The following is an 11720-nucleotide window of genomic DNA, read 5'->3' as shown; positions in this document are numbered from 1 at the left end:
TGTGGAGTCCCTGATGCCGCTGCGGCTCGCCAAGTTCGGTGTGCCGCTCGCCGACACGGCCCCGGCGGGCCTGGCCGCCGCCGGCATCGAGCCGGTGCTGCTGCCGCCCCCGCCGGTGGCGGCCCGCCCCGAGCCGCAGCCGGAGCTGCCCCCGGTCCACGCGCACGCCGCCGCCGATGAGCCCCCGCTCCAGGCCCGCGAGCAGGCCCATGACCAGACCCGGCAGCAGGACCGGCAGCAGGCACAGGAGCCGTGGCCCGAGCAGGAGCCGGGCTACGTCGAGCCGGAGCACCCCACCACGCACGAGAGCCCCTGGTTCGCGGCGCAGCACATCTCGCCCGAGGAGTACGCGGGCACCTACGACCCGGATTTTGGGCAGGAGGAGCCCGAGCCGGGCCCGGAGCAGGAGCCGGTGATGGTCCCCTCGGGCCCCGGCCGTGAGCGCCGTCTCGGTGTGCCGGGCCCGCGCGCGACCGCTCCCCGCCCGGCGCCGGAGCCCGCCCCGCGGTCCGCAGCCGAACCGGCGCCCACGGACGCCGAGTTCGCCGAGTTCGCGGGCATCGCCTACGAGGTCTTCCGCCAGTACGCGAACCGGGAATCCGGTTACCCCACCGTCGACGAGCTCGACATACACCTCGCGGACGGGTACGGCGTGCGCTACCCCGACAGCACCGCCGTGCTGCGCAAGCTGTACCCGCAGTTCAAGCGGCGCTTCGAGGCCGAGGCCGTCGAGGACCACATCGCCTGACGGTCCGTCAAGAGGCGTTCGGGCGGGCCTTCTTGCCGGTCTCTCCCCAGACGGCCAGGGCGATACCGGCGACGGCCAGGGCCAGGTAGCCGGCGGTCGGAACGTCGACGAGCTTGTGCAGGAAGCCCCAGGGACCGTCGCCGAACCACGCGCCGGCGAACCCGAGCACGCCCTGGATTCCGACGACCCATCCGAGGCCTCCGAGGACCTGCCTGGTGATGTACGCGTTCATGGCTCCACGGTCTCGCGGCGCCGGGCCCGGTTCCTCCTGCCCGGGGCGGACATCGCGGTACACCCAAGGATGCAGCGAGGGCCGCCACCCGGAGAACGGGTGACGGCCCTCGGCCGTGCGGTACGTCAGGCGGCGAGCAGCTTGCGCACCCGCTCCGCGCCCACGGCGAGCAGCAGGGTGGGCAGGCGCGGGCCCGTCTCGCGGCTCACCAGGAGCTTGTAGAGCAGCGCGAAGAACGAGCGCTGGGCCACCTTCAGCTCGGGCGTCGGCTTGGCGTCCGGCGCCAGGCCCGCCATCACCTTCGGCACGCCGTAGACGAGCGTGGTGAGCCCGTCGAGCGACCAGTGCGTGTCCAGGCCCTCGACGAGCAGGCGCAGCGACTCGCGGCCCTCGGCGTCCAGCGAGGCGAGCAGCTCGGTGTCCGGCTCCTCGCGGACCAGGGTGCGCTGGTCGGCCGGGACCTGGGTGGTGATCCAGTTCTCGGCGCGGTCCAGGCGCGGGCGCACCTCGTCGAGCGAGGTGACCGGGTTGGCCGGGTCCAGCTCGCTGAGGATGCGCAGGGTCTGGTCCTCGTGGCCCGCGGTCACGTCCACCACGGAGGCCAGCGTGCGGTACGGCAACGGGCGTACGGTGCGCGGGAGTTCACCCGCCGCGGTGCGCGCGGCGCGGGAGTGGGCGGCCGCGTCGGCGGGCAGCGCCGAGCCGTCGGCGACCTTCGCCTCCAGCTTGTCCCACTCGTCGTAGAGCCGCTGGATCTCCTGGTCGAAGGCGATCTTGAAGGACTGGTTGGGCCGGCGGCGCGCGTACAGCCAGCGCAGGAGCTGCGGCTCCATGATCTTCAGCGCGTCGCCCGGGGTCGGGACCCCGCCCTTGGACGACGACATCTTGGCCATGCCGCTGATGCCGACGAAGGCGTACATCGGGCCGATCGGCTGGACGCCGTCGAAGATCGACACGATCTGGCCGCCGACCTGGAACGAGGAGCCCGGCGAGGAGTGGTCGACGCCGGACGGCTCGAAGACCACGCCCTCGTACGCCCAGCGCATCGGCCAGTCGACCTTCCAGACCAGCTTGCCGCGGTTGAACTCGCTGAGCCGGACGGTCTCCGAGAAGGCGCACGCGGAGCAGGTGTAGGTCAGCTCCGTGGTGTCGTCGTCGTAGGCCGTCACCACCGTGAAGTCCTTGCCGCAGCCGCCGCAGTACGGCTTGTACGGGAAGTAGCCCGTCGTGCCGGTGCCGTCGTCCTCGGCCGCCGCGCCGGAGCCCTCGGCGGCCTCCAGCTCGGCCTCGTCGAGGGGCTTCTGCGACTTCTTGCCCGGCGCCTTCTTGGTGCGGTACTGCTCCAGGATCGCGTCGATGTCGCCCCGGTGCTTCATCGCGTGCAGCACCTGGTCACGGTAGACGCCCGAGGTGTACTGCTCGGTCTGGCTGATGCCGTCGTACTCGACGCCCAGCTCGGCAAGGGCGTCGATCATGGCGGCCTTGAAGTGCTCCGCCCAGTTCGGGTGCGCCGAGCCGACCGGCGCCGGGACCGAGGTCAGCGGGCGGCCGATGTGCTCGTTCCACGACTCGTCCACGCCGGGGACGCCGTTCGGGACCTTGCGGTAGCGGTCGTAGTCGTCCCAGGAGATCAGGTGACGGACCGTGTAGCCACGGCGGCGGATCTCGTCGGCGACCAGGTGCGGGGTCATGACCTCGCGCAGGTTGCCCAGGTGGATCGGGCCGGAAGGGGACAGGCCGGACGCGACGACGACCACCGGGGCTTCGGCGGGAGATTTCGCAGCGCCAGGCGCACGTCGCTCCGACTCGGCGATGACATCGTCCGCGAAACGGGAGACCCAGTCGGTCTCGGTGCTGCTCTGAGCCACGGTCGGCACGTCCTTCTTTCTCGTAATGCCCTCGTCTGCCCGGGAGAGGCCGGCACGCTCATTCTCCCAGACGGAACGAGCTCCTCCGGGGTTGCCCGTATCTCAGGAGAAAGGCAAGGGGGCAGCGTGGGAGAATCGGAGCGCAATCGTCCTCACTCCCGACAGGAACGGCACCTCATGGCCTCGGTCCATTCCCTCGCTTCCACTGTCCAGCAGCGCCTGGCGGACGCCCTCTCGGCTGCCCTGCCGGAGGCCGGCTCCACCGACCCGCTGCTGCGCCGAAGCGACCGGGCCGACTTCCAGGCCAACGGCATCCTGGCCCTCGCCAAGAAGCTGAAGGGCAACCCGCGCGAGCTCGCGACGAAGGTCACCGACGCGCTGGCCGCGCCCGAGCTCCTCAAGGACGTCGAGGTGTCGGGCCCCGGCTTCCTCAACATCACGCTCACCGACCGGGCGATCATCGAGACGCTCGCCGCGCGCGCCGCCGACGACCGTCTCGGCGTGCCGCTGAAGGCGAACCCGGGCGTCACCGTCATCGACTACGCCCAGCCCAACGTGGCCAAGGAGATGCACGTCGGCCACCTGCGCTCGGCGGTCATCGGCGACGCGCTGCGGGGCATGCTCGACTTCACCGGCGAGAAGACCATCGGCCGCCACCACATCGGCGACTGGGGCACCCAGTTCGGCATGCTCATCCAGTACCTGATCGAGAACCCCGGCGAGCTGGCCCCGGCCGACGCCGTCGACGGCGAGCAGGCGATGAGCAACCTGAACCGGGTGTACAAGGCCTCGCGGGCCGTCTTCGACTCCGACGAGGAGTTCAAGGAGCGGGCCCGCAAGCGGGTCGTCGCCCTCCAGTCGGGCGACAAGGAGACCCTGGAGCTGTGGCAGCAGTTCGTGGACGAGTCGAAGGTCTACTTCTACTCGGTCTTCGAGAAGCTGGACATGGAGATCCGCGACGACGAGATCGTCGGCGAGTCCGCGTACAACGACCTCATGCCGGAGACGGCGCGGCTCCTTGAGGAGTCCGGCGTCGCCGTGCGCTCCAACGGCGCGCTCGTGGTCTTCTTCGACGAGATCCGGGGCAAGGACGACCAGCCGGTGCCGCTGATCGTGCAGAAGGCCGACGGCGGCTTCGGCTACGCGGCCTCCGACCTCTCGGCGATCCGCGACCGGGTCACCGAGCTGGACGCCACGACGCTGATCTACGTCGTGGACGTACGCCAGTCGCTGCACTTCAAGATGGTCTTCGAGACGGCCCGCCGGGCGGGCTGGCTCGGCGACGACGTCACCGCGCACAACATGGGCTACGGCACGGTGCTCGGTGCGGACGGCAAGCCGTTCAAGACCCGTGAGGGCGAGACGGTCAAGCTGGAGGACCTCCTCGACGAGGCCGTCGAGCGGGCCACCGCCGTCGTGCGCGAGAAGGCCGAGAAGGTGGGCCTGAGCGAGCAGGAGATCGTCGAGAACGGCCGGTACGTCGGCATCGGCGCCGTGAAGTACGCGGACCTGTCGACCTCGGCCAACCGGGACTACAAGTTCGACCTGGACCAGATGGTGTCCCTCAACGGTGACACCTCCGTCTACCTCCAGTACGCCTACGCCCGGATCAAGTCGATCCTGCGCAAGGCCGACGACGCCACCCCCACCGCCCACCCGGAGCTCGAACTCGCCCCGGCGGAGCGGGCGTTGGGCCTGCACCTCGACGCGTTCGGCGAGCTGCTCACGGAGGCCACGGCCGAGTACGCCCCGCACAAGCTGGCGGCGTACCTGTACCAGCTGGCCTCGCTGTTCACCTCGTTCTACGACCAGTGCCCGGTGATCAAGCCGCGGCCCGAGCAGGACGTCGTCGAGAACCGTCTGCTGCTGTGCGAGCTGACCGCCCGGACGCTGCACCAGGGCATGGCCCTGCTCGGCATCCGGACGCCCGAGCGCCTCTAGCCGGCATCAACTCCCGTGTGGGGCCGCCTGGTTCATCACCCGATGTCCAGGTGGTCCCACACGTTGGTGTCCAGGCGGTACTCGTAGGCAGGCCGGCCCTTGATGGCGCTGGTGTGGAACGGCTTGCCGTGGTCGTCCACACGGATCTTGTCCGAGCGGTCGCCGCTGCTCCAGGAGACCTCCAGGTACCAGCTGACGTCGTGCGCCTCGGTGTGCACGTTCAGGTCGAAGACCTCGGGGTCGCTGGTGGACACCTTGAAGGGGAAGTCGCGGGCCGGGACCTTCGCGTCGGCCTGCTGGCCCGCGACCGGCTTGGTGACCGGCTGGGCCGCGTCGAGGTCGATGTCGAAACTCTGCGGTTCGATACTGCCGCCGCATCCCGAACCCATCGAGTACGCCGTCCAGTCGAGCGGCGCCTGACGGCCCACCACCCGCACGTCGATCCCGGTGATCACCACCGCGTCCTGGGTCTTGCCGGTCGCGGCCAGCTCCAGTTTCAGCTCCCCGCCGTCGACCCCGCCCAGCGCCCGCGCCCAGGCGCGCCGGTCCTGCTCGTTGGTCGGGGGCGGCGGCACCGCGCCGGGCTTCTGGTCCAGCAGGAAGAACTTCCCGCACGGCCCGTCCCAGTCGTACGAGCCGATGCCGACGCGCAGCGGAACGCCCTCCACGGGAGCCTGCTTCTTCTGCCCCTTGGACACCGGGGTGCCGGGCGCGGAGGGAGAAGCCGACGAACCGGAGGGGCTCGCACTCGCGCTCGCACTGGGGTCCGCGCTCGCACGGGCCGAGGGCCGCGCCGCGCTCCGCGTGCCGGAGGGCGTACTCGTACCGGCGTCGGCGTCGGCGACGGTGTCGCTGCCGCTCGGCCGGTCCGACAGGGTGGCGAGCGCCGTCACCGGCACCGCGACGGCGACGACGGCCGCGCCGATGAGCACGAGCCGCGTCCTCTTGCCCAGCCCCCGGCCGGGCAGCCCCGGCCGGCGCACCCGCTTCCCGGCGACGCCCGGCACGGCCGACCCGACGGCGGGCAGCTCGGCGGAGCCGTCGGAGCCGTCGGGGGCGGCCGGGGTGGGGGTTGGGGCCGACCCCGGTCGCGACGGGGACTGCGACTCGGGCTGCGGCTCCGGCTCCGGCTCCGGCTCCGGCTCCGGCTCCGGCTGAGCCTCGGGCTCGGGCTCGGGCGTGCGAAGAGTATCGGCGTCGGCGACGGTGTCCGCGACGGGGGCGGCAGTGACCGGGGCAGGGGCGGCCGGGGGCGGGGTCGTCCCGCGTGCGCGGCGGCGCGCCTCGTCCGCCAGGATCCAGCGCCGGTGCAGCTCGACGGATTCCTCGGAGCTCGCCCCGCACAGCCGGGCGAGCCGCTCGACGGGCGCGTACTCATTCGGGACCGCGTCGCCGTTGCAGTACCGGTGCAGCGTGGACGTGCTCATGTGGAGCCGGCCCGCGAGCACTCCGTAACTGCGTCCGGAGCGGTCCTTCAACTCCCGCAGTAGCGCCGCGAACTGCTCGGACTCGGTTGTCGCCATGCCCCGGTTCCCTCCCCATCCATCCCAGGAACGCATTCCAGGGACAGGTTGTTTCCCCAGGTCAAAGGGTGTTTCAGCGTTCCAGCTTCCCCCATTGTCCCTTGCTCGTTGCCGGGCCGTCGGACCGGCCCGCAAGGTAGGTGCAGCAAGCAGCCGAACAGCCCGCTCCGGGAGCAGTCCATGCGATTCCGCATCCGGTTCAACGTGGCGGACTCCCTGGCCGTGGTCGTTCTGGCCGTGGCCATCGCCACCCTCGTCACGCTGATCCACCACTACCACCGCTGACGCGTACACGCCGTCGGACGGCCCACGTACACGAACGTCACTCGCCACGGGGAGCACCCACCATCATGATCATGCGCACCAACTTCCGTATCGCCGCCGCCGCGACCACCACGCTCGTCGCCGCCCTCACCCTGACGGCCTGCGGCAGCGGGACGAACTCCGAGGCGGGCGACAAGCCGGCCGCCTCGGCGTCCGCGTCCGGCCCGGCGACGGGTGACCCGGCGGGTGCGGGCCAGGATTCGGGGTCCGGCTCGGCCGGCTCGGGTACGGGGTCGGGCTCGAGCGCCGGGTCGGGTGCCGGAAAGCACAGCACCGGTACGCCGGCCAAGTCGACCGGCAAGTCCACGAAGAAGCCCGCGTCCGGGGGCGCGGGTGGGGGCGGCGGCACCGACGCGCCGTGCACCGGCGCCAATGTGAAGCTCACGGCGACGCCGGTGTCGCGCCCGATCAACCACATCCTGCTGACGGCCACCAACACCGGCAAGACGCCGTGCAACGCCTACGACGCGCCGGCCGTCTCCTTCTCCAACGCGCAGTCCCCGATCGCGGTGGACAAGGACACGATCCCGCAGGCGGTGGTGTCGCTCGCGCCGGGGGCGTCGGCGTACGCGATGGTGCGGACGCTGGGGGAGGACGACGGGACTCCGTCGTACCAGGCGGGGCAGGTCGTCGTGTTCTTCCGAGGGAAGGCCGGGATGGAGTCGACGGGGCGGTCTGCGTATGCGGTGCTGTCGAAGGGGGTTTCTGTGGTGGATGCGCAGGCGATGTCCACGTACTGGCAGTCGGACCTGTCCGCCATCGACTCCTGGTAGCCCCACCCCCTGGGGCTCCGCCCCAGCCCCGCCGGGTTTTCCCACCCACCCACCCGTGCAGCGGGCTGGATGGCTCCGGCCCCTCCTGGGGCTCCGCCCCAGACCCCGGGCCCTTTGCCCACCCGCCCGCCCGTGCAGCAGGGTTGGATGGTTCGGGCCTTCCTGGGGCTCCGCCCCAGACCCCAGGCACCTCGCCCACCCACCCGCCCGTAGGCGCAGGGTTGGACGGTTCCGGGACCCCTGGGGCTCCGCCCCAGACCCCGTTCGCGCCTGAACGGCGCTCGTCCTCAATCGCCGGACGGGCTGAGGTGTCCCATCCTGGCCCGCACCGAGCACTTAAGGGGCGCGAGGAACTGCGCGAGAAGCGACCACGACCCGCAGGATCGAGAGGGTTAAGGGGCGCGGGGAACTGCGCGAAAAGCGACCACGGTCCGCGGACGAAGGCGGGTTTTGGGGGCGCGGGGAACTGCGCGAAAAGCGACCACGATCCGCACGATCGAGAGGGGTTAGGGGCGCGGGGAACTGCGCGACCAGCCACCCACGGCCCGCAGACGAAAACGGGCTCCCAGGGGCGCGAGGAACTGCGCAAAAAAGACCACGGCCCGCAGGCTCAAGGGGGCCCAGGGGCGCGGGGAACCGCGCAAAAAGGACCACGCCCCGCGGGAGCGAGGGGGCTCAGGGCCGCGAGGAACCGCGCAAGGGCCCGGCGCCCAAGCCGACCGCCAGAGCGAGCAGCACCACCCCCGCCCCCACCCCAAACGTGACCCGCATCGCGAAGCCCACCACCCCCACCCCCGCCACGGCGACATCCGACACCCCCGACGCGAGAGCAAAGACCGTTCCCATCACAGCCGTCCCCGTAACCAGCCCCAGATTCCGCGACAGCTGGAGCACCCCCGAGACCAGCCCGCGCCGCGACGGCTCGACGCCCCGCATCACCGCCGTGTTGTTCGCCGTCTGGAACACCGCATACCCACCCGTCACGACCGCCAGCGGAACGACGTACCCCAGCACCCCGAAGGACACCGGCGTCACGGCCGGCAGCACGCAGCCGAGCGCCGACGCCCCCAGCCCCGCCACCGTCGTGCGGTACGTGCCCCACCGGTCCACGACCCGCCCCGCCGGCACCCCCGTCGCCGCCGCGACGAGCGGCCCCGTGGACAGGACGAGCCCGACCACCGCATCCCGCAGGCCGAGCGCACGCGTGAGGTAGAACGGGCCGACCACCAGCGTCGCCATCATCACCGTCGAGACGAGCGTGCTCATGACCAGGCTCGCGCTCAGGGCCCGGTCGCGGAACATGGCCGGCCGCACCAGCGGGGAGGCCGTCCGCTTCTCGACCCGTACGAACAGCACACCCGCCAGCACCGCCGCCGCGAGCAGCACCCCCGTGAGCGGGCCGACGTGCCCGTGGCCCAGGGTCATGGCCAGCGCGTACGCGCCGAGGGCGACGGCGAGCAGCACCGTACCCACGTGGTCGAAGGCGGGACGGGACGAGCCCAATGAGCCAAACGGGCTCAACGGCGGTCCAGCCACAGGGAGTTGACGGACGATCATCAGCAGCGTCACCATCCCCAGCGGCACCGTGACGTAGAAGATCCCCCGCCAGCCGAACCCGGAGAGCAGGACGCCACCCAGCGAGGGACCGAGTGCCGTGCCGATCGCGGACATCGTGCCGAGCAGCCCCATCGCCCGGCCGGTCCGCTCCTTGGGGACCGTCTCCCCCACGAACGCCATGGTCAGCGCCATCATCACCGCCGCCCCGAGCCCCTGCGCCGCGCGGCCCGCGATGAGCAGCCACAGGGTGGGCGCGGCCCCGCACAGGGCCGAGGCCACCGTGAACAGCAGGATCCCGGACAGCAGCAGCCGTCGGCGGCCGAGCAGATCGCCCAGCCGTCCGACGCCGACGATCAGCGTGGTGACCGCCAACAGATAGGCCAGCACCACCCATTGCACCTGCTGGAACGACGCGTCGAAGGCGTGCGCCAGGGTCGGCAGGCCCACATTGGCGATGCTCGTGCCCAGCGAGGAGAGCAGCATCGACAGCGAAAGCCCGGCGAGCGCCCACCGCCCCGCACCCGTCGGCCCCTCGCGTCCCGTCGCCGTCCCGGGCACCCCCGCGTCGATGGATCTCACCATGAACCCCGCTCTCCGGCCGGAGCCCGCCGTACGGGCTCATGCCGCAGAAGGTGCTCTCGCGTGCCGGGAACGGCAACATCTGTTGCCAATCCCGGGATGGCCGGGTGAAATGCCCGTATGGCCCCTCAGCAGAAGCTCCCCCAGGAGAAGCCCTCTCCGCCCTCCCCCCACCAGGCCGTGCTCGACGAGGTCGGCCCCCGGCTCAAGGGGCTGCGCGCCCGGCGCGGACTGACCCTGGCCGCGCTCGCCGAGACCACCGGCATCTCCAAGAGCACCCTGTCCCGCCTCGAATCGGGCCAGCGGCGCCCCAGCCTGGAACTCCTGCTTCCGCTGGCGCACGCGTACAAGGTGCCCCTGGACGATCTGGTCGGCGCGCCCGAGGTCGGCGACCCCCGGGTCCGGCTGAGCCCGCGCCCCCACGCGAACGGCGGCACGTTCGTCCCGCTGACCCGTTCGCCCGGCCCCCTCCAGGCGTACAAGCTCGTCATCCCGGACCGGGGCGCCGAGCCTGACCTGCGCTCGCACGAGGGCTACGAGTGGCTGTACGTCCTGGACGGCCGGCTGCGCCTCGTCCTGGCGGGGCACGACCTGGTCCTTGGTCCCGGCGAGGTCGCCGAGTGGGACACCAAGGTCCCGCACTGGTTCAGCAGCGCGGACGGCCGCCCCGTCGAGGTACTGAGCCTCTTCGGCCGCCAGGGCGAGCGCATGCACGTACGTGCCAAGCCGAAGAGTGACGGCGGCACCGTCAACTGACCGCCGCAGCGCGAGATTTGGGGCCGCCTGCCGCCGGTCACCCCTTGAGCGCGCGCCCCAACCGTGCCAACCCCTCCCGGATCTCGTCCGGCGCGGAGGTGACGAAGCACAGCCGCAGCGCGGCCGGATCCGCCGCCCCGGCGAAGAAGGGCGCGCCGGGGACGTACGCCACGTCGTACTCGATCACCTTGCTGAGCAAGGCAGTTGCGTCGCTCCCCTCCGGGAGACGGACCCACAGGAACATGCCGCCCTCGGGCCGGTTCCAGGTCGAGCCCTCGGGCAGCGCGTCGGGCAGGCCCGCGAGCATGGCGTCCCGGCGTTCGCCGTAGGCGGCGCGCACGGTGGCGATGTGCGCGTCGAGGTCCTGGTCGGCCAGATAGCGGGCGGCGGCGAGCTGGTTGACGGTCGGGGTGTGCAGGTCGGAGGCCTGCTTGGCGATCACGCAGGCCCGCAGCAGCGCACGCGGCGCCCGCAGCCAGCCGATGCGCAGACCCGGCGCCATGATCTTCGAGTAGCTGCTGAGCAGCACGGTGCGGTCGGCGGCGTCCTCGTACGCGGAGATCCACGGCACGTGCTCGCCCTCGTAGCGCAGCTCGCCGTACGGGTCGTCCTCCACGATCCACAGCCCGCGCCGCACCGCGACATCGGCGATCGCGCGGCGCCGCTCGGCGGTCATGGTGCGGCCGGTCGGGTTCTGGAAGGTGGGGACGCAGTAGAAGAGCTTGGGGCGTTCGCGGGCGACGAGTTCGTCGAGGGCGGCGGGGTCGGGGCCGTCCTCGTCGCAGGGCACGGCGATGATCCGGGCCCCCGCGAAGCCGAAGACCTGCAACGCGGCGAGGTAGCAGGGGTCTTCGACCAGGACGACATCGCCCGGTTCCAGCAGGGCGGCCGCCAGGAGCGTGAGGCCCTGTTGCGATCCAGTGGTTATCAGCAGGTCGTCGGCGCCGGTCGGCAGCCCCCGCCGGGCGACCCGCGCGGCGGTCGCACCCCGCAGCGCCGGGCTGCCCTCGGTGGTGGAGTACTGGAGCGCGACGCTAGCCTGCTCCTCCATCACCGCCCGGAACGCGGCGGCCATGCCCGCGCCGTCGAACAGCTCGGGCGCGGGGAGCCCGCCCGCGAACGAGATGACCTCGGGCCGGGCGGTCAGCGCCAGGATCTCCCGCACGGGCGAGGCTCCGACGGAAGCGGCACGCGCGGCCAGCGCGGGAACGGCTGCGGCGGCCGATGAGGGGGCGGGCATGGGGCGGCTCCTGTCGGTTGCTCGGACGTCCAACTATCCGGCAGCCTACGCAGCCCCGCGCGTCCCTTCCCGTCCGTCCAAGATCCGAACCCCGGCCGGGTCGGCCCCCCTCCGGGGAAGCCGCCCGCCCCTCCCTCACGACCGGCCCTCCTCGGCCGGGTCCGCCCCCTCCGGGGAAG

At 72.0% G+C, this 11720-nt stretch carries 8 protein-coding genes and 1 pseudogene; 4 read left to right on the top strand and 5 right to left on the bottom strand.

Annotated elements, in window-relative coordinates; genetic code table 11:
* Positions 1 to 748 (top strand): annotated as a pseudogene (locus tag N4G70_RS35590) (hypothetical protein); the annotation flags it as partial.
* A gap of 7 nt (positions 749 to 755) precedes the next feature.
* Here N4G70_RS35590 and N4G70_RS35585 read toward each other — a convergent pair.
* Together N4G70_RS35585 and lysS are read right to left on the bottom strand one after the other, a co-directional pair.
* Entirely contained in the window at positions 756 to 980 is a 225-nt protein-coding gene (locus N4G70_RS35585) for a hypothetical protein (RefSeq protein ID WP_261716923.1), read from the bottom strand.
* 125 nt (positions 981 to 1105) lie between these two features.
* Positions 1106 to 2848 (bottom strand): lysine--tRNA ligase, encoded by a 1743-nt coding sequence (lysS, locus tag N4G70_RS35580; RefSeq protein ID WP_261716922.1) that lies wholly within the window; start codon positions 2846 to 2848, stop codon positions 1106 to 1108.
* Between the two features lie 177 nt (positions 2849 to 3025).
* On the opposite strand from lysS, the gene argS reads away from it, so the two are divergent.
* Positions 3026 to 4789 carry an arginine--tRNA ligase gene (gene argS / locus N4G70_RS35575; RefSeq protein ID WP_261716921.1) on the top strand — a complete coding sequence of 588 codons (1764 nt, stop codon included), beginning with the start codon at positions 3026 to 3028 and terminating at the stop codon, positions 4787 to 4789.
* 35 nt (positions 4790 to 4824) lie between these two features.
* Here the strand turns inward: argS and N4G70_RS35570 are convergent, their stop codons facing one another.
* A complete protein-coding gene (locus tag N4G70_RS35570) occupies positions 4825 to 6312 on the bottom strand; it encodes a helix-turn-helix transcriptional regulator (RefSeq protein ID WP_261716920.1) in 1488 nt (495 codons plus the stop codon).
* A 356-nt stretch (positions 6313 to 6668) separates the two neighbouring features.
* Here N4G70_RS35570 and N4G70_RS35565 point away from each other — a divergent pair, with 356 nt between their 5' ends.
* Positions 6669 to 7409 carry a DUF4232 domain-containing protein gene (locus tag N4G70_RS35565; protein ID WP_261716919.1) on the top strand — a complete coding sequence of 247 codons (741 nt, stop codon included), beginning with the start codon at positions 6669 to 6671 and terminating at the stop codon, positions 7407 to 7409.
* Positions 7410 to 8084: 675 nt separating this feature from the next.
* On the opposite strand, the gene N4G70_RS35560 is transcribed toward N4G70_RS35565, so the two are convergent.
* On the bottom strand, positions 8085 to 9548 hold the full coding sequence (locus tag N4G70_RS35560; protein WP_261716918.1) for an MFS transporter: 1464 nt from the start codon (positions 9546 to 9548) through the stop codon (positions 8085 to 8087).
* 117 nt (positions 9549 to 9665) lie between these two features.
* Between N4G70_RS35560 and N4G70_RS35555 the strand changes: the two genes are divergently transcribed.
* Positions 9666 to 10301: a helix-turn-helix domain-containing protein gene (locus N4G70_RS35555; protein ID WP_261716917.1), complete on the top strand. Its 636-nt coding sequence runs from the start codon at positions 9666 to 9668 to the stop codon at positions 10299 to 10301.
* A gap of 37 nt (positions 10302 to 10338) precedes the next feature.
* Here the strand turns inward: N4G70_RS35555 and N4G70_RS35550 are convergent, their stop codons facing one another.
* Positions 10339 to 11541: a PLP-dependent aminotransferase family protein gene (locus N4G70_RS35550; protein ID WP_261716916.1), complete on the bottom strand. Its 1203-nt coding sequence runs from the start codon at positions 11539 to 11541 to the stop codon at positions 10339 to 10341.
* Positions 11542 to 11720 lie beyond the last annotated feature (179 nt).

The sequence above is a fragment of the Streptomyces sp. ASQP_92 genome (assembly GCF_025399895.1).
Lineage (GTDB): Bacteria > Actinomycetota > Actinomycetes > Streptomycetales > Streptomycetaceae > Streptomyces.
The sequence above is the reverse complement of the archived record's forward strand: the minus strand, read 5'-3'. Positions and strand labels throughout refer to the sequence as shown.

Excerpts from the sequence above, each read along its gene's own strand:
- N4G70_RS35585 (WP_261716923.1), bottom strand. The coding sequence starts at position 980 with ATGAACGCGTACATCACCAGGCAGGTCCTCGGAGGCCTCGGATGGGTC.
- argS (WP_261716921.1), top strand. The coding sequence starts at position 3,026 with ATGGCCTCGGTCCATTCCCTCGCTTCCACTGTCCAGCAGCGCCTGGCG.
- N4G70_RS35570 (WP_261716920.1), bottom strand. The coding sequence starts at position 6,312 with ATGGCGACAACCGAGTCCGAGCAGTTCGCGGCGCTACTGCGGGAGTTG.
- N4G70_RS35565 (WP_261716919.1), top strand. The coding sequence starts at position 6,669 with ATGCGCACCAACTTCCGTATCGCCGCCGCCGCGACCACCACGCTCGTC.
- N4G70_RS35560 (WP_261716918.1), bottom strand. The coding sequence starts at position 9,548 with ATGGTGAGATCCATCGACGCGGGGGTGCCCGGGACGGCGACGGGACGC.
- N4G70_RS35555 (WP_261716917.1), top strand. The coding sequence starts at position 9,666 with ATGGCCCCTCAGCAGAAGCTCCCCCAGGAGAAGCCCTCTCCGCCCTCC.
- N4G70_RS35550 (WP_261716916.1), bottom strand. The coding sequence starts at position 11,541 with ATGCCCGCCCCCTCATCGGCCGCCGCAGCCGTTCCCGCGCTGGCCGCG.